12 protein-coding genes and 1 tRNA gene are annotated in these 16,842 nt (G+C 32.3%); 6 read left to right on the top strand and 7 right to left on the bottom strand.

Annotated elements, in window-relative coordinates; translation table 11 throughout:
• The first annotated feature begins 60 nt into the window (after positions 1-60).
• Positions 61-438, top strand: a complete 378-nt coding sequence (locus Q0856_RS04345) for a DUF423 domain-containing protein (protein WP_298502958.1) — start codon at positions 61-63, stop codon at positions 436-438.
• On the opposite strand, the gene Q0856_RS04340 is transcribed toward Q0856_RS04345, so the two are convergent.
• From Q0856_RS04340 to Q0856_RS04325, 4 genes are all read right to left on the bottom strand, one after another.
• The gene (locus tag Q0856_RS04340) at positions 428-1,960 is read right to left on the bottom strand and encodes a carboxypeptidase-like regulatory domain-containing protein (RefSeq protein ID WP_298502956.1); all 1,533 of its coding nucleotides are present in this window, start codon (positions 1,958-1,960) and stop codon (positions 428-430) included. The two genes, Q0856_RS04345 and Q0856_RS04340, sit on opposite strands and share 11 nt — an antisense overlap.
• A 329-nt stretch (positions 1,961-2,289) precedes the next feature.
• Entirely contained in the window at positions 2,290-4,527 is a 2,238-nt protein-coding gene (gene feoB / locus Q0856_RS04335; RefSeq protein WP_298474600.1) for a ferrous iron transport protein B, read from the bottom strand.
• A 3-nt stretch (positions 4,528-4,530) separates the two neighbouring features.
• A complete protein-coding gene (locus Q0856_RS04330; protein WP_298502954.1) occupies positions 4,531-4,767 on the bottom strand; it encodes a FeoA family protein in 237 nt (78 codons plus the stop codon).
• A gap of 92 nt (positions 4,768-4,859) precedes the next feature.
• Positions 4,860-5,534: an SCO family protein gene (locus tag Q0856_RS04325; RefSeq protein ID WP_298474597.1), complete on the bottom strand. Its 675-nt coding sequence runs from the start codon at positions 5,532-5,534 to the stop codon at positions 4,860-4,862.
• Positions 5,535-5,695: 161 nt separating this feature from the next.
• Here Q0856_RS04325 and rseP point away from each other — a divergent pair, with 161 nt between their 5' ends.
• Positions 5,696-7,048: an RIP metalloprotease RseP gene (gene rseP, locus Q0856_RS04320; RefSeq protein WP_298502952.1), complete on the top strand. Its 1,353-nt coding sequence runs from the start codon at positions 5,696-5,698 to the stop codon at positions 7,046-7,048.
• A gap of 81 nt (positions 7,049-7,129) precedes the next feature.
• Positions 7,130-7,203 (top strand) — tRNA-Asn (locus Q0856_RS04315).
• 425 nt (positions 7,204-7,628) lie between these two features.
• On the opposite strand, the gene Q0856_RS04310 is transcribed toward Q0856_RS04315, so the two are convergent.
• Positions 7,629-8,174, bottom strand: coding sequence for a VOC family protein (locus tag Q0856_RS04310; protein WP_298502950.1), 546 nt, complete (start codon positions 8,172-8,174; stop codon positions 7,629-7,631).
• A 315-nt stretch (positions 8,175-8,489) separates the two neighbouring features.
• Between Q0856_RS04310 and Q0856_RS04305 the strand changes: the two genes are divergently transcribed.
• From Q0856_RS04305 to Q0856_RS04295, 3 genes are all read left to right on the top strand, one after another.
• A complete protein-coding gene (locus Q0856_RS04305) occupies positions 8,490-9,389 on the top strand; it encodes a DUF1080 domain-containing protein (RefSeq protein ID WP_298502947.1) in 900 nt (299 codons plus the stop codon).
• A 27-nt stretch (positions 9,390-9,416) separates the two neighbouring features.
• Entirely contained in the window at positions 9,417-10,673 is a 1,257-nt protein-coding gene (locus tag Q0856_RS04300) for an Ig-like domain-containing protein (protein WP_298502944.1), read from the top strand.
• Positions 10,674-11,333: 660 nt separating this feature from the next.
• Positions 11,334-12,920, top strand: a complete 1,587-nt coding sequence (locus Q0856_RS04295) for a hypothetical protein (protein ID WP_298502941.1) — start codon at positions 11,334-11,336, stop codon at positions 12,918-12,920.
• Between the two features lie 557 nt (positions 12,921-13,477).
• Here the strand turns inward: Q0856_RS04295 and Q0856_RS04290 are convergent.
• Positions 13,478-15,091: a hypothetical protein gene (locus tag Q0856_RS04290; RefSeq protein ID WP_298502939.1), complete on the bottom strand. Its 1,614-nt coding sequence runs from the start codon at positions 15,089-15,091 to the stop codon at positions 13,478-13,480.
• 11 nt (positions 15,092-15,102) lie between these two features.
• Positions 15,103-16,839, bottom strand: coding sequence for a RagB/SusD family nutrient uptake outer membrane protein (locus tag Q0856_RS04285; protein ID WP_298502936.1), 1,737 nt, complete (start codon positions 16,837-16,839; stop codon positions 15,103-15,105).
• Between the last annotated feature and the right edge of the window lie 3 nt (positions 16,840-16,842).

Genomic DNA, 16,842 nt, shown 5'->3' with positions numbered 1-16,842 from the left:
AATTTTTTAACCTTACCTATTTTGGTTGATATGGCTATATTCGTTGTTAAAAATTAATCAATGATAGTTATAGCTCAATTTTTTGGGGCATTATTTGGCGCTTTAGCAATAATTCTAGGTGCCTTTGGTGCGCATGCATTAAAGAAAATACTAAATGAAGACCAATTAAAGAGTTTTGAAACAGGTGTTAAATATCAAATGTACCATGCGCTGCTATTACTAATGCTAGGGTTTAGTTTAAAACTAGAGACAGGCTTAGAACGAGCTATGGTTTATTGTATTATCATTGGAGTATTTCTATTCTCGTTTAGTATTTATGGACTTTGTATAAGTGCTGCCAAAGGTAAAAAATGGCGATTTTTAGGACCTATTACTCCTCTTGGAGGATTATTACTAGTATTGGGTTGGGGAATGTTATTATACACTGTTATTCTATAATTTCTGTATTCGAAATAAACTCACGAATAGCCTGGTTAGGTTCTATTATTTCATGTCCTTTCCAAAAATCGGGATTGTAATTTGGCATATACGTTGGTAAAATAGTATTGTTTTCTTTGAAGGAATTATATTGTGAGTTGCTTATAGTAGCTTCATCAAAAACAACAAGTTCATATCTATTTATATTCCCAAAAGCAAAATCTACTTTTAACGAAAGCTCATTTTGTTTTCTACGGCCTTTTACGTTTTTATTCTTTTCAATTATTTTTAGTGGTCTACGAAACCCAGCTTTGATTCCTTTGGATATATCATAGTAGCTCAAATGATATTTTTTATCTTCCCCTTTGCTAAAGATAATTTTACCAGCGGCTAAATATTCTTTCATCGAAACGCCAAGTAACCCAAAATCACGCAAAGGTTTTACATTTTCAAAATCCATTCTAATTAATGCAAAATCGTCAGAATTTACATAAAGTTTTCCTTGGTAATCTTCAGACCTTTTTGGTTTAAATGTAATAACATAAACGGCAGCATCTCCTAAATAAGTAAAATCTTCAAGAGCTAAATCATACCGTCCAGGTTTAAAGAGCACATTATAATCAGAGCTTTCATAAATAGGAATATTCTCGTAGAGTTTCCCCATGGTTTCTCTTTTATATTTGGCAAAAAACTTTTTTCTTTCTTCTTTGTTCTTTTTTTCGTCTGCTAATTTTTTATTTAATGCGGCAACATCTGTGGAGTCAACTTCAGACTCAAACATTTCATCAGCATCTACTTTGGTTCCAAAAAGCCCAGATTTTATTTTAAAGTAAGAGTCCGTTTTTACATTTTCTTGCATAATTTTATTGAACTTTTTCTCTAGAATTTCAAAATCTAGTTCCATACTTTTATCATATAGTTCAGATGCTTTAATAAGATTTAGCTTTTGTTCTTCACTATCTCCCGCACCATATAAATCTCCTAGAGCTTCATTGTAAACCGTATTGTTTTTAGGGATTTGACTAATAAGATCGTCTATAAATTTTTTATTAAAGGCTTTTATAGTAGATTTCTTTAATGTATAATCTGTTTTTAAAATTCTACTATTATAGGTTTCTCTTAAAAAAACTCTTTTTTTGGCAAGTCCTAGGTTATAATTCTTTAGAATACTGTCTTCTACAATTTCAAGTATTTCTTCTGGAGTGTAGTTTTTATTTGTTACAATAACTGGGTTAAGTTCTATTGCCATAGGAGCTAATGAAATAGTACTCCCGGTAATTTCTTTTATGGGTTTTCCTAATGTTGCGTATCCAATGCAGGATATAAATAGAGAATCGGTCTCTTTAATTTCTTTGTTTAAAAGAAAGCTAAAACGCCCTTCTTCATTTGTAATAACCCCTTTGTTATTTAATTTTACAGTAACGTAGGGAATCGGTTTTAGACTGGCAGAATCAATAACAGTGGCTGTTAAAGTTTGGGCCTGCGTGCTGGAGAAAATAGTTGTAATAACAATAGATAAAAGCCAAAAAGTAATTTTTTCCATACAATTTTGTGTTGATTTATATTGCAAACTAAAGCAATGAAAAATAGATTGTATACCTATTTTTATTTTCTTTAGTATAGTTTTATCTTTTTTTTAAGAACTATAATGTATCGAATAGACGATAACAAAATGGTTTTGTTACCAAGAAGATGTAATAAACTAATAAAGTGTTTAATTTAATTACAGTTACAAGATCCACTTTGTCCGCAAGGTTTTTCAAAACCTTTTTTTTGCAGCTTTACTGGTTTGGGAAGTAAAAATTTTTTCACTAGAAAACCAACTGCTATTGTAAGAGTTACATAAACCAAAATGTGTTGTAAAATATCCATTTATTTTAGTATTTGGTAAGCAGCTAAAGCAACAATATAAGCAAATATGCTCATAAATACTAATTGCCCTGCGGGCCATTTCCAAGTATTTGTTTCTCTTTTTACTATAGCTAATGTGCTCATGCATTGCATAGCAAAAGCATAAAATAATAGTAAAGAAATTCCGGATGCTAAATTAAACAATGGCTTTTTTGTTTTTGGATTTACTTCTGCGGCCATGCGATTTTTAATAGTATCTTCTTCATCACTGCCTACACTATAGATAGTAGCAAGAGTGCCAACAAATACTTCTCTGGCAGCAAAAGAAGTTAAAACGGCAATGCCAATTTTCCAATCATATCCTAGAGGTTCTACAATTGGGGTTATAGCTTTTCCTAAATACCCCATATAGGAATTTTCTAATTTAAAGCTTGCAATTTCTTGGTTTTTAGCTTGTTTTAGAAGTTGTTCTTCTTTGGAAATTAATAAATCGTTTAATACTTCTGGTTTCTTTTGGTATATAATTTTAGAAGGACTAAGTAAGAGTTCGGCTTTGTAAGTTTCTAAATCTCTGGAAATGCTCAATTTATTAAAGGAGGAAAGACCGTTTTTCTCTATTCTATTTTGAATAATAGTATCTGCATTCTTATAATTATCGGATATACCATTAGAACCTAAGAACCAAATAATAATAGAGATGGCAAGTATTATTTTACCTGCTCCGAAAACAAAACTTTTTGTTTTTTCCCATACCGTATATGCTACATTTTTAAACAAGGGTAGTTTGTAATTGGGCATTTCTACTACAAAAAAAGATCTGCTTTTAATTTTTAATATTTTATTTAAAATCATGGCAGAAATTATGGCAGCTCCAAAACCGAGTAAATACAACAGCATTAAGGTTAATGCTTGGTAATTTAAGCCTAAGAACCTTCCTTCTGGAATGACTAAGGATATTATAATTAAATAAACTGGTAAACGGGCTGAACAAGTTGTAAATGGAGTTACTAAAATAGTAATAAGTCTTTCTTTCCAGTTTTCAATAGTACGTGTGGCCATTACTGCAGGAATAGCACAAGCGGTCCCAGAAATTAAGGGAACAATACTCTTTCCACTTAAACCAAACGGACGCATTATACGGTCTGTTAAAAATACAACCCTACTCATATAACCGCTTTCTTCTAAGAGAGCAATGAATAAGAATAAAAGAGCTATTTGTGGAATAAAAAGTACAATTCCACCAATACCAGCAATAATTCCTTCCGCAATTAAATTAGTAAAGGCTCCTGCTGGAAAGGTGTTTTTAATCCATTCACTTGCGCTTGCAAAAGATTCATCAATAAAGTCCGTGGGGATACTACTCCAATCATATATAGCTTGAAAAATTAGAAGAAGAATAGCAAAGAAAATAACATAACCGAATACTTTATGTGTTAAAACTTTGTCTAGTATGGCTCTAGTGCCTGTTGCTGCATTGGTATCTATGTAATAGGATTCTTTTAAAGTTTCATTAATGAATTTATACCTTAAAATGGTCTCTTTTTGTTGTAACCTTTTAAGTTCCGATTTAGATTTAGTTACAAAAGAAGAAGCGTCTTTAGTAAGTTTTTTTTCTATGGGCATAAAATTTACGTCTTGTGTAATAACAAGCCATAATTTGTATAAATCTTCTTTCGGGAAGGTTTGTTGTAATCGACCAAAATAATCTGTATCTATTTTTGTTGCATCTACGCAGGGTTTGGCGGATAGGTTTTTGTAATCCGTAATTAACTCTTTTAGTTTTTCTATACCCGTTCCTTTTCTAGAACTTACTAAAGCAATCTTAGTATCTAGCTTTTTTTCTAAAAAATCTATATCTATTACAATACCTTTTTTTACCATTTGATCTGCCATATTTATGACTAGGAGAGTAGGTATTTTAAGATCTTTTATTTGTGTAAAAAGTAAAAGGTTTCTTTTAAGGTTTTCTACATCGGAGATTACAATAGCTAAATCCGGATGATTTTTATCGTTTTTATTTAATAAAAGCTCTACAGCAACGCTTTCGTCTAGAGATGTGGTATTAAGACTATAAGTGCCAGGAAGATCTAGAATATGTGCTTTAATTCCTCTGGGTAATTTGCAAACGCCTTCTTTTTTTTCGACAGTAATACCTGGATAATTACCAACTTTTTGATTGAGACCGGTTAATTGGTTAAAAACGGAAGTCTTTCCGGTATTTGGGTTGCCTATAAGTGCTACATTAATTTGTTTGCTCATAGGTTAAAGAGTTTCAGAAACTATATTTAACTCAATCTTTAAAGCTATGGAGCGCCTTATTGCTATATGAGAGCCATTAACATTAATGTAAAGGGGGTCATTAAGTGGAGCAATTTGCACAAGTTCTACTAAATTTCCTGGTAAACAACCAAGTTCCAATAATTTAATAGGAAGGTAATCATAAGCAAAATCTTTGATAATACCTTTTTGTCCTCTCTTTAAATTTGCAACAGTAATCACTAATCTTTATTTAGATTGATTTTAATTAAGCGCAAAAATAAGGGAAAAAGCCGAGTTTTTAGTGTCTTATATAAAATATATTCGGGAAAATACTATTCTTTATATTCTTGTTTTAAGATGGCTAAATCGGTTAATAGCTTTTTAATTTCTTCTTTTTTAGTTCCATCATAAAACCCTCTAATGCGTTTTTCTTTATCCACGAGAATAAAATTTTCAGTATGTACCATATCAAAAGGGCCGCCATCGCCATCATTTTTCACCGCTAAATATGATTTTCTGGCAAGTTTATATATTTCTTTTTTATCACCAGTTACCAAATTCCATTTAGAATCATTAACCCCCTTTTCAATGGCATATTTTTTTAATTGACTTACACTGTCTATAACTGGTGTAACCGAATGCGAAAGTAAAAGAACATCCTCATCATTTATTATTTTAGATTGAATGTCTCCCATGTTTTTTGTCATTATAGGGCAAATAGTAGGGCAGGTGGTAAAAAAGAAATCTGCTATGTAAATCTTGTTCTTGTAATCTTCTTGAGTTATGGTCTTTCCGTTTTGGTTGGTTAATGAGAAATTAGCAATGGTATGGTATTTTTTTACGTGTTGTACTGTGCTATCTACTAATTCGGTATTTACCATTGCTGGCTGATATATTTGCAGTGTTTTCTTAGGAGTTAATGCATTATAAAATAAATATATAATTGCCGCAGAAAGAATAAGCATTACTATTCCAAAAAACTTGTATTTACTAAAAAAGGAACCCATAATTTTTTTTACAAAGGTACATTAGTCTTGTATAGTCATCAAAATAAAGCATCTAGATTGTATCTAATTATTTCTTAAAATAGAGATACTCCCCATAGTTTCTTTTTTTTAAGACTTTCTAAAGATGTATTTTTGAGCCGATTTTAACTATATATAATAAAATGAATCCTATTTTAATTAAGACCATACAATTCTTTTTAAGTCTTTCTTTGCTGATTGTACTACATGAATTGGGTCACTTTATACCTGCAAAATTATTTAAAACAAGAGTAGAAAAATTTTACCTGTTCTTTGATGTAAAATTCTCCTTATTTAAAAAGAAGATAGGAGAGACTGTGTATGGAATAGGATGGTTGCCACTAGGAGGTTACGTTAAAATTTCCGGAATGATTGATGAGAGTATGGATACAGAGGCTATGCAAGAAGAGCCTAAGGAATGGGAATTTAGAAGTAAACCGGCTTGGCAGCGATTAATAATTATGTTAGGAGGAGTAACAGTGAACTTTATTCTTGCAGTAGTAATTTATATTGGTATGGCTTGGTCATATGGAGATGAGTATATACAGGCAGACAGTTTAAAAGATGGTTTTTGGGTTACAGAAAAGGCTATTGGAGATAAACTAGGAGTTAAAACTGGGGATTTAATTTTAGCTGTGGATGGGAAACAAGTAGAAAAATTTAGTTCTATCATGGGAGATATCGCTTATGGTAATACTATTACTATTAAAAGAGATGGTTCTACCATTGAACAAGAAATTCCGGAAGATTTCATAGCTACACTAATTAAAGATGAAGATAAAATGCGTTTCCTAACTCTTAGGAGGCCATTTATTGTAGCAGAGGTTCCGGAAGAATCTGCAAATAAAAATTCAGGAATTAAGGCAAATGATGAAATTGTAGGAATTGGGGATAAAAACATTTCTTATTTTGATGAGGTTAAGCCTATTTTGGAACAAAATAAAGGAAAAGAAATATCTCTTAGGGTAAAAAGAGATGGAGTAGAAAAACAAATACCAGTTGTAATAAGTGATACTGCTACTATAGGGTTTGTTCCAGGTTTACTTGGTTTAGATGACATGGAGGCAAAAGGAATTCTAAAGTTAAAAACTGTAAAATACTCTTTTGTAGAATCTATACCAGCAGGCATAAATAAAGGGATAAAAACGTTGTCTGATTATATTAAGGGAATGAAAAAAATATTCAACCCTTCAACGGGTGCATATAAAGGTGTGGGTGGTTTTGCTGCCATTGCTGGCATTTTTCCAGACGCTTGGGACTGGTCAGCATTTTGGGGGGCAACGGCTTTTATATCTATTATATTAGCCTTTATGAACATATTACCGATACCTGCATTAGATGGTGGGCATGTAATGTTTTTGTTATACGAAATGGTTACGGGAAGAAAGCCTAGTGATAAATTTATGGAGTACGCGCAGATGACAGGATTCTTTATTTTAATAGCATTATTACTCTTTGCAAATGGGAATGATTTGTACAAATGGTTAATTAAATAAAAACAATAAAAAATTGTTTGGTGAATTTGAAAAAACATTTATATTTGCACCCGCTTTAGGTTGCTAAAGCAAAAATAACACTCCTCCTTAGCTCAGTTGGTTAGAGCATCTGACTGTTAATCAGAGGGTCCTTGGTTCGAGCCCAAGAGGGGGAGCAAAATGAAAAGCCTGATATGAAAATATCAGGCTTTTTTGTTTATAAAAACGCGTAATATAACTGAAGGTTTTTAATTATTAGTTGGTTATTTTGGTTTTTCGAATTTCTTCTCGCCACCACTCAAAAGCTAATTAATGTATTTCAGTCTTTTGTATGAGCACTAACGTGTTTACAGATAAAGATAAATGTGTTAAAATGCTGATTTATCGGTTTAGTAAAGTGTGTTGAGGGAAAAACGCTGTTTGAGGTTTAAAAAGTGGTATTGGGATAAAAAAAGTGTAGCCACAGGATTCTATCAACGCTCTGTGACTACACTTTTATATGTTATTGCTAAGCTATGTAAGTTTAGATGAACTATGCTTTACATAATTAATCTTAATCATTAGTTAGGATAAATCTAATAAATTACAAGAATCAATGGCATTAATCCCATGCAGATAAACCTATAATTTCTCCGTTAGGCCCTACAAAGAATGTGTATTTATCACGTGCGTAATGCTCATTTTCTAATTCATATCCTTCTTCTTTTAACTTATCTCCAATAGTACTTATATCGTTAACTTTAAGCATAAAGTGATTGTGATTAGTGTTTCCTATTGGGCCTATTGTATCGATAAATTCAGGGGCTGTTAAGGATAAACCTATGGTTAAGTCATTTGTTTTTAATTTCATTACAAGCATTCCTTCCAGTCCGGGACCATGAAGAACTTCGGCCTTGGTCATTTTAAACCCTAGAATTTCGCGATAAAGTTTTAAGGTTTTTTCAAGTTCTAGTACATGTATACAAATGTATTTTAGTCCTGTAACCTTTGCTTCGGATTTATTTTCTTCAATTTTTACTGTAGATTTTTCGCTTTGGGAGAAACAACTGGTGTTTGTGAATATCAACGCCGCCAGAAGAGAAAATTTCCATAGGAGTCTAGGTCTAGTGTTATTTTTTTTCTTTTTTGTACTAGTAATAGTTGTCATAATATATTTTGTTTTTTGTAAATCTAATAGGATTTATTATAACTACAGCATCTACATTTCTAGATAAAAACTGAACCTTGGGTTTGTAGCCTTGTATTCTACGTAAAGGCAGCTTTATATACTTAGATAAAAACTGAACATATGATTTAAAATAAGATATTGGCACACAAAGCTTATCTTATTTTGTAATATTACTAGGCTAAAGTAACCTATAAAAATTGAATTTTTTAATTTTATAGAACCCTTTTAGGGTTATTTTTTTAATTAAAAATATACTGAATCTTTAAAATAAGCGAACTAACTAAAGCTAATATCATGAAAATGTATAAAATTATTATCCCTCTTTTTTTTCTTTTAATTTCTTGTTCTCAGAAAAAAAAAGATGTTAAACAAAACCTTGGTGAAGTTTATGAGTGGGAAGAGTTAATAGATGAGGATTTGAACAATTGGGATACTTATCTCAGTTACAAGCACCAACCTGGTTATGATGGTTCGGTACCTAAAAATGACAAAGGAGAGGATATTGAGCCAATTGGCTTAAACGATACCTTGTATAATGTTTTTACTACGTTTCAGGAAGGAGAGGATGTCTTAATTAGAAATACAGGAGAATATTATGGTTGTCTGATCACAAAAAAAGAGTATGAAAATTACCATTTTCAATTGAAATATAAGTGGGGTGATAAAAAATGGGCGTATAGAAAAAATTTACTTAAAGATTCGGGAATTTTATACCATTCTGTTGGGCCTATGGCAGTCGAGTATTGGAGGTCATGGATGCTTTCTCAGGAATTCCAGATAATGGAAGGACATACAGGAGATTTTTGGAGTCAGGCAAATTCTGCCATTGATATACGTGCCTATAAACCAGAATCGGTTTTAGATCCTATGGCACATGAATCTCAAGATTTTATTACCTTAAGTATGAACAGTCCCTATAGAAATTATTGTTTACGAAGCGGTAATTACGAAAAGCCACATGATGAATGGAATACACTAGATTTATATTGTTTCGAAGACAAAAGTTTGCATGTGGTAAATGGAGAAATCGTAATGATTCTAAAGAACTCTAGGTATATAGACGAGCAGAATCAGGATGTACCATTAACAAAGGGAAAAATTCAATTACAAAGTGAAGCTGCTGAAATATTTTTTAAGGATATAAAAATCCGAAAAATAGATTCGCTCACACAAGAGCAAAGTAAACTTTTTTAAATTAATAAAACTTAAAAATAATATATTATGAAAACTCACTCATTTCTAATTGTTGGCCTTGTAAGTATACTTATCTCGTGCTCATCTAATTCTAATGAAGAATCTGGTGGTCCAACGGCAGCAGATGATTCTCTTTCTGTTGCAGAGAATAGTAAATCTGGTGATAATAACCAAATAGATGTGTCTGTTAATGATAATATAGGACCCAATGGAGGAGATACAAATAATTATAGTTTAGCAAGCTCTCCAGTAAATGGTAATGTTACAGAAGTTAGTGACGGTATTTTTGAGTATGTACCTAATTCTAACTTTTTTGGGAGTGATAGTTTTACCTATAGAATAATAGATAAAGATGATAATGGCGATACAGCTACAGTTGCTATAGAAGTAACAGAAAATCAAGGTCCATCAGCTGAAGTTTTTGAAAATATAAACCCTGATTTTCCTTCTTTCGTATCTATAGATGATACCACTCCAAATGATAAAAAATGGGTTAAAGTAGATGCTCTTTCTGATGAATTTGATGGTCCTTTGGATATTTCGAATGATCCAAATGATACATCAAAAAAGTGGTATAATTCATTTTGGAATTATGGCGGAACTCCCGTTTTTATGAGGCCTGAGAATTCTTATACAGAAGATGGTAATCTTTGTATTAAGGCAACATTAAGGAGTGATCCAAATTGGTTTCAAACAGCAAGAGTTCATTCAACTACTAAAATAAGGTATCCTATGTATACAGAATGTAGCATGAAAACCGCTCATATCTCTGCTTTTAATACTTTTTGGATGAATAATGGTGATATTGATGATAGAGATGAAATAGATATTGTAGAAAATAATTCTAAACCAACGGAAGATTGTGTAAATACTGCCATAAATACACCAAATTTTCCATGGACTACAAATTTGTTTCCAACACAAATGAACTCACAATATTTTATAGCTAAAAACGGAGTTACGGAAAGACATGAAGATAATTATGATACAAGATGGTTATCTGATGAAAATCCGAAAAAAGACAAAACTTGGAACGAAGATTACCATATTGTAGGGTGCTGGTGGATTGATGAGCGTACAGTTCAATTTTACCTAGATGGCGAGCCTGCAGGAAAAGTTACTACAAATCAAGATTTTACTTTAGAGTTAGAGCTTATTTTTGATTTGTGGACTGCTGATGAATGTTTCTTAGGAGGGTTGGCAGATAAAAATGATTTAGCTGATAATACAATTAATACAATGAAGGTTGATTGGGTGCGTACTTGGAAACTAGAAGATGAATAGCTTTTGTATGAAGGATTACTAATAATACCTTACATTAATTATAATGATTTTTTATTGTTCAACAAATTGGTTTAACAGTGTCTGTGTTAGTACTATAAATCTGTAAAATAGGTTAGTTTTGAACTAAAGGTATGGGAAACCATACCTTTTTTTTGGTTTAATATGGAATTCAAGGTAGTCTCGTTGTTGCAAGTTTATTTCATATAAAGGTATGTTTTTTTTAAGACCCTTAAACCGTCTTATCCTTAAAAGCACTACTTTAAGTGGTCATAATAGTACTACGTAGAAGTTTCTTTTTTGATTTCGAAAGAACAAATAGAATCAGAAACTCTTATGTTGTTTTTTTGGTATATAAGGGAATTTTTAAAGGAGTATTTTGGTTATTTTCATTACTAGAACTGCAATTATTTTAGTGTCGTTTGTATTAATTAACTTTCCGTTCGCCCTGTGGATTTCAATAAAATTTGGAGTTTTATAGATTAAAAATCACTAGTGTGTTTATAGATTTATACTAAACATTTGTAAAAATCCTTTAACTTTAAGGAGTAATATCTTGTCAAGTTTTACTTTTAAAATAGGTTTAACACCATTAGTTTTGTTCAGGAGTAACTTTTTAGATGTTCAGTGTTTGAATATGAAATGTGGATAAAAGAATAGAAAATGAAGAAGATTGTAAATTTGCAAAAGGTTATTGGAACTATTGTTTTTGTGGTTTGTATTTCTGTTAGTGCGCAAAAACCTTATGTAACGAATGAGTTTCTGGATAGGGCTAATGAGTTGACTTCTAAGGATATAGATAGCGCTGTCTATTATTTAAAGAAAGGAATCGACACGTATTCTTCTAAAAGGGATACTATAAACCTTATTAATACTTTATGTCAGCTTTCTGCATTGTACGATAATGTATTGGATTATGGAAAATCGTATGATGGTTATTGGGAAGCTTTAATTCTTGCCGACTTGTCTAATGATGATATCTCTAAAAGTAGAATTTATCAAGAATTGGGGTGGCTGTATAATTCTTATAGAAGGCAAGAAGAATCGCTGTATTATTTCAACATGTCACTTAAACTCAAGAAAAAGTTACTTTCAGAAGAAAAAATAGGAAGAGATTATTTGGTTAGTAACTATTACGCAATAGTTAATTGTTATCGAATTAACAATGATCTAGAAATGACTAAGGTTTATATAGATAGTTGTCAGTTGGCTTTGAATAAAATGAAGGCTAATAATAAATCCTATTATTTAGAGTCAGAAAAGGCATATTATAATGCCATTGTAGATAAAAATTACGAACATTCTCTTAGTGCTTTATATGAGGCTAATGTTTTTTTTCAGAAAGAAAATCCGTCTTATCAAACCGTAATTTATTTTTTAATCGGTGATATATATAGAATGATGGGAAATTTTGGCGAAAGCGTAATGTATTACAAGGAGTCTCTCAAGTATTCTGAAAAGTATAATAGGCATTTAGCTTATAAACAATTTAATTATGAAGCCTTGTCTCAGTTATATTATAAAGAAGGCAATTACAAAGAAGCATTTCATTTTAAAAGTAAAGCGCAAGAGTTAAACGAGAAGATATTTGGAAGAAAAAGTAAGAACAACAAACATTTAATTGAGATAAAGGATAAGTATAGACTGCAAAAGGAAAAAGAAAAAGCGTTACTTAATGAGGCGGAAATTGAAAAACTAGAAAATCAAAAAAGAATAGGCTTTTTGCAAAATATCTTGATGGGAGTAGTAGTAGTTTTTTTAGTAATGTACGGTATTCTATTTTTTAGAAACTTAAGAAGAAAGCATAAGTTAGAAAAAGAAAAAACTAACGAGTTTATGCAGTTGAAAAATAGAGAACTTACGGCTTCTACTTTACAATTAATTGAAAAAGAGGAGTTTATTATTAAATTAAAAGAAAGTATTTCTAAAAGTGACAATATAGATTTTAAGAAAATTCATAGAATGATTAATGGTTTTCAAAATTCTCCAGGAGGAAATTGGGAAGAGTTTGAAGTTAGATTTACTTCTGTGAATGAGGGATTTTATGATAAAATTCGAAGCAAATACCCTGATCTAAGCCCTACAGATTTAAAACTTTGTGCTTTGATAAAATTGGGCTTTTCAAGTAAGGAAATGTCTTCCCTGTTGGGTATCACAATAGAAAGTGCGCATACATCGAGATATAGATTAAGAAAAAAGTTGAATTTAGAAAAGGGAGCTAACCTAGTCGAGTTTATTGCAAATATATAGGTGTGGTTGCAAAAAGGAAAGATAGTTTCTAAAACACGCTCTAAAGAGAAAATGGGGGGGTGTAGTCTACTCTATTTTGGTTGGCTTTTTTAAGTAGACAATTTGTTTAGGATAGTTTAAAAGAATCAATTTTAAATAAACGGTAAATTAAATGTCTAAATAGTTATAAACAGATTTAAGTAGTTTGTTTATAGATTTATATAGTGGAACTTAGAAAGTAACACTGCGAGGAGAAATGGGCTAGGATGTGAATTACCCTTAAATTACCAAGAAATAGTTCTATATTTTGCTTTGTAAATATGAAGATGTATACTGCGCTGCTCTCATAACTAACGTATTAAAGGGAAAGATTGGAAAATATCCTAAATACCTAATGTGTTTAACATCCAAGTTACTTTACACTCTATAAAAAGCACAACATTGGCTTTGATAAGAATAACTAAGAATTGTATACAACCAATGCAGAATTGTGACAGCTAATTTTGAATTTTCTTTTAAATGTAAAAGGGTTGACCATAAATTGGCCAACCCTTTTTCTAACTTAACTAACTCAATCTTTATGGTGTTGGTCTAACTGGTACCTCTGCTAAGAAGAAGTCATCCCAATAGAATACAAGTGCATTATCATGGAATTCATTGAATCCCCTTAAAAGCCATGTTACTTCACGATCTGGACCGCCATTAGTAAACACTTGTTTATGATAAACCCATTCTCCTGTAGCCATATCCGAAGTAAATGTGGTTGGAGCTAAATTTGGTCCACCCCAATCCGATGGATAAACTTGAATATCTGCTGATTGAGTATCTGTTGGAAGTGCAGTTAAATCACTTTCAATATACATCCAATATCCAAATTCGTAAGTTGTACCTGCTTTAAGCGTAAATGTAACTGCGCTTCCACCAGAGTTTTGTTGTACAATCATTCCTCCATTTGGTCTAAGGGAAACTTTAAGACTTTTAGCTCCTGAACGAACTTTATCAAATTCAATGGCTAAATCAAAATCGCCCCAGGGACCTTGCCAACCTAAGAATGGAAAATCTTCTACATTTCTAACTTCGAAACCATAGTCATACTCTGTTTCAGGATATATATTGGTAAGAGGGGTAAAATCTGTTAATAGTGCATCTGTAATAGCTTCAGATTCCTTTCCGTCAACCGTTGATAAAACTCCAGGAGTATAACTAATATAAACTTGATCATCATTATAAATTTGTGCACCATCTATCTCCAGAATTACAATTGTGGCTTCATCATTATCTACAGAAGCTAATGAAACTGTAGGGTTAAGTACAATAGGATTCATTTCATCTGTATTATTTTCTATCCTAACCGTAAAATTAGCAGCATTAACTGTGGCATCGTCAATTTCTCTACTAAATTCTAAATTAATTTTGCCTTCTCTTTCAGCAACTCTATCTAAAGTTACAGGAGCAGGGGATGGTATAACTTTTATTACATTTTCAAAGAAAAGTGTATCAGCGTCTGTAGGGCGAAATCTATCAGCTATGTACTGTAAATCCCAAGAACCTAGTTTATTAAATCTCATATCCACAAAATCTTCTGTATCCTTTTGATTAATTAATTTAGGCTTACCGCCTTCAGAAGACCAATTTATATTCTGAGGTTCCCCAATTGCAGTATAACTCAAACGAATGGAGTTACTTGCTTCTAGTTCATGTTCTGCATCATCTGCTAAATTTATTTCTGCGCCAATACTACCATCTGGATTAATACGATGTGCTTTTAATACTGAAGTAATTGAATCTATTACGGTTACTACAATGGTTGTATCTAACTCTCTAGTATCGCTTGGTGTTGTACTATCCTCATTACGAAAAACATTTCCCTTGAATTTTTGATTAAGTACAACATCATAAACACCTGCTTTATTAAAAACTGCCTTAATAACATTTTCAGAAGATGTTTGACCAGTTCCACCAGAAATTATACTCCCATTGATTGGAAGTGTCCATGTTCTTGATTCAACACCTCTTGAAATATCACCTAAATCAATATCACCACCAACGTTTATTGTATTAGCAAAATCTTGTTCTGATGTTACAATAACTCGATGATTTACATCCGTTAGGTTCAACTCTTCTTGCTCTTCACAAGCTACAAATAGTAGACTCATGACAAAGAGCATGCTTAAAAATTTATTTTGTTTCATATCTAGCAATTTTAATTATTAAAATTTTGATTGTTTAACACCTCTGCTGTAGGAATTGGGAAATAGTCGTGTTGATCTGATCTGTAGTTCACAGAGGACAACACAAAATCTGGTCGAACAAATCCCGATATAAATAATGGGGCTTCACCTATACCCGAAAGGTCTAGATTCGATTCGTCCTGACGCCAAACTTCATCAGCACGTAATTCATCAAAAACCTCTTTAACAATACCCCAACGAACTAAATCTTTGTAACGATGTCCTTCAAAACAAAGCTCTATTTTTCGTTCTACTTTTTGAATATGTTCCATTACTGTTTGCGCATTAGGAGCAACAAAAGTTAGGTTCCCACCATTAACTTGTGGGCTCACATGAAACGCTGGAAACATTCCACCATTCATATCCATATATTGCTGCAAAGTGTATACACCTGCACGACTTCTTACCATATCAATATATTGAATAGCTGTCATAAAATCACCATTAGCATTGATTGTTGCCTCAGCATACATTAACAGAACATCTGCATAACGAATATGTCTAAAGTTTATGCCACTACGTCCACGTAGAGGTTCTTGCGTCATATGATACCAGTTAGAATGTTTTTTTACGAATGCAGTTATTCCACCACCCCATGCAGCTGGAGATTCTGCAAACGGTTCTAAATAATAATCACCTTCTCCATTTCTAGGAGCAATGGTATAATTCATTCTACGAGATTCTAAATTACCGTCGTTAATAGGGTTGTTTGGATCTACCTCGTCATGCACTAACAACTCATGCAAGCTATACGATGTCAAAACCGTATTAAAAGCACCATGTGCGAGGGAGCCTATTTCTGTGCTAAGCGTGGTTGACTCAGCTCCTGAGCCGCCTTGTGTATCGCTATCTTCTTGAAAACCACTATTACCTGAGTTTAAATCGAAGGAGTAATTTACTTCAAAAATAGATTCTTCATTAAACTCGTTAAAGTGCGTAAAATTATCTTCAATATTACGTGTTAAATCGTAGATACCAGAATCTATTACTTCTTTGAACAAAGTTGCTGCTTGACCCCATTGCTCGTCATATAAATACACTTTACCTAACATTGATGTTGCAGCGCCCCAAGTTGCTCTTCCTGTTTCGTTGGCAGGCCATGATTCTGGCAAGTTGTTCATTGCAAATTCAAGATCAGGAATAATCATTTGCGTATTCACCTCTTCAATACTTGAAATGGGTTGGTTCAATTCAGCTATAGACTGCGCCACACCATCATGAATCATGGCACCCCCATAGGTATGAATGATTTGAAAGTAAAAGAAGGCTCTTAAAAATCTAGCTTGAGCTTCTATTTCTGCTTTAAAATCATCTCTTAAAACACCTTCCTCAACTAGTGATAGCTGATCTAGTACGGTATTTGCTCTAAAAACACCCACATACAACTCTTCCCACTTATTTACTAAGTGAATTGAAGCGTTATTATAAGTTAAATTTCTAAAGTCAGCAGGACGATACCAAGGTTGAGTACCCGCTATATCGCCTAGTACAAATTCCTGTACCAATTCAGCACCACTCACCGAGCGGTATTGTAAAGCACCATACGCAGTTGTAAGTGCGGAATTAAAATGTGCCTCTGTTTTCCAAAACCTATCTACTGTAAGCGCATTTGGATTTGACTCGTCTAAAAATGTGCTTTCATTACAGCTAGTAATAACTAGCGCAAGAAGAGCAAGACTTTTAATTATTATTTTATTCATTGCTTTCATAGT

The sequence above is a fragment of the uncultured Maribacter sp. genome, assembly GCF_947496775.1.
Classification (GTDB): Bacteria; Bacteroidota; Bacteroidia; order Flavobacteriales; family Flavobacteriaceae; genus Maribacter_B.
This window is presented reverse-complemented; position numbering and strand designations above follow the sequence as displayed.

Bases quoted from the DNA above. Each gene is read 5' to 3' on its own strand.
- Q0856_RS04345 (WP_298502958.1), top strand. From the start codon at position 61: ATGATAGTTATAGCTCAATTTTTTGGGGCATTATTTGGCGCTTTAGCA.
- Q0856_RS04340 (WP_298502956.1), bottom strand. From the start codon at position 1,960: ATGGAAAAAATTACTTTTTGGCTTTTATCTATTGTTATTACAACTATT.
- feoB (WP_298474600.1), bottom strand. From the start codon at position 4,527: ATGAGCAAACAAATTAATGTAGCACTTATAGGCAACCCAAATACCGGA.
- Q0856_RS04325 (WP_298474597.1), bottom strand. From the start codon at position 5,534: ATGGGTTCCTTTTTTAGTAAATACAAGTTTTTTGGAATAGTAATGCTT.
- rseP (WP_298502952.1), top strand. From the start codon at position 5,696: ATGAATCCTATTTTAATTAAGACCATACAATTCTTTTTAAGTCTTTCT.
- Q0856_RS04310 (WP_298502950.1), bottom strand. From the start codon at position 8,174: ATGACAACTATTACTAGTACAAAAAAGAAAAAAAATAACACTAGACCT.
- Q0856_RS04305 (WP_298502947.1), top strand. From the start codon at position 8,490: ATGAAAATGTATAAAATTATTATCCCTCTTTTTTTTCTTTTAATTTCT.
- Q0856_RS04300 (WP_298502944.1), top strand. From the start codon at position 9,417: ATGAAAACTCACTCATTTCTAATTGTTGGCCTTGTAAGTATACTTATC.
- Q0856_RS04295 (WP_298502941.1), top strand. From the start codon at position 11,334: ATGAAGAAGATTGTAAATTTGCAAAAGGTTATTGGAACTATTGTTTTT.
- Q0856_RS04290 (WP_298502939.1), bottom strand. From the start codon at position 15,091: ATGAAACAAAATAAATTTTTAAGCATGCTCTTTGTCATGAGTCTACTA.
- Q0856_RS04285 (WP_298502936.1), bottom strand. From the start codon at position 16,839: ATGAAAGCAATGAATAAAATAATAATTAAAAGTCTTGCTCTTCTTGCG.